Genomic DNA, 253 nt, shown 5'->3' on the forward strand with positions numbered 1-253 from the left:
GTTGATATTCCTGTACCACCTGATTTCCGTTTGAGCAATGGAGGGACGCAGAAAGATAGGGTAAGCGCGCTGCTGGATATGCGCGTCCAAGCAATTAGGCTGATGTGTAGGCAAATCCGCACATCATAAGGCTGAGTTGTGATGGCGAGGGAAATATAGTACCGAAGTTCCTGATTCTACGCTGCCAAGAAAAGCTTCTAGCGAGGAAATAGGTGCCTGTACCGCAAACCGACACAGGTAGGCGAGGAGAGAA

1 rRNA gene is annotated in these 253 nt (G+C 49.8%); it reads left to right on the top strand.

Features of this window, described 5'->3' with window-relative positions:
- A 23S ribosomal RNA gene (locus ACX6U0_RS21415) occupies window positions 1-253 on the top strand; the annotation flags it as partial.

This window comes from Gottfriedia sp. ABJ_BB2_2, from assembly GCF_055484705.1.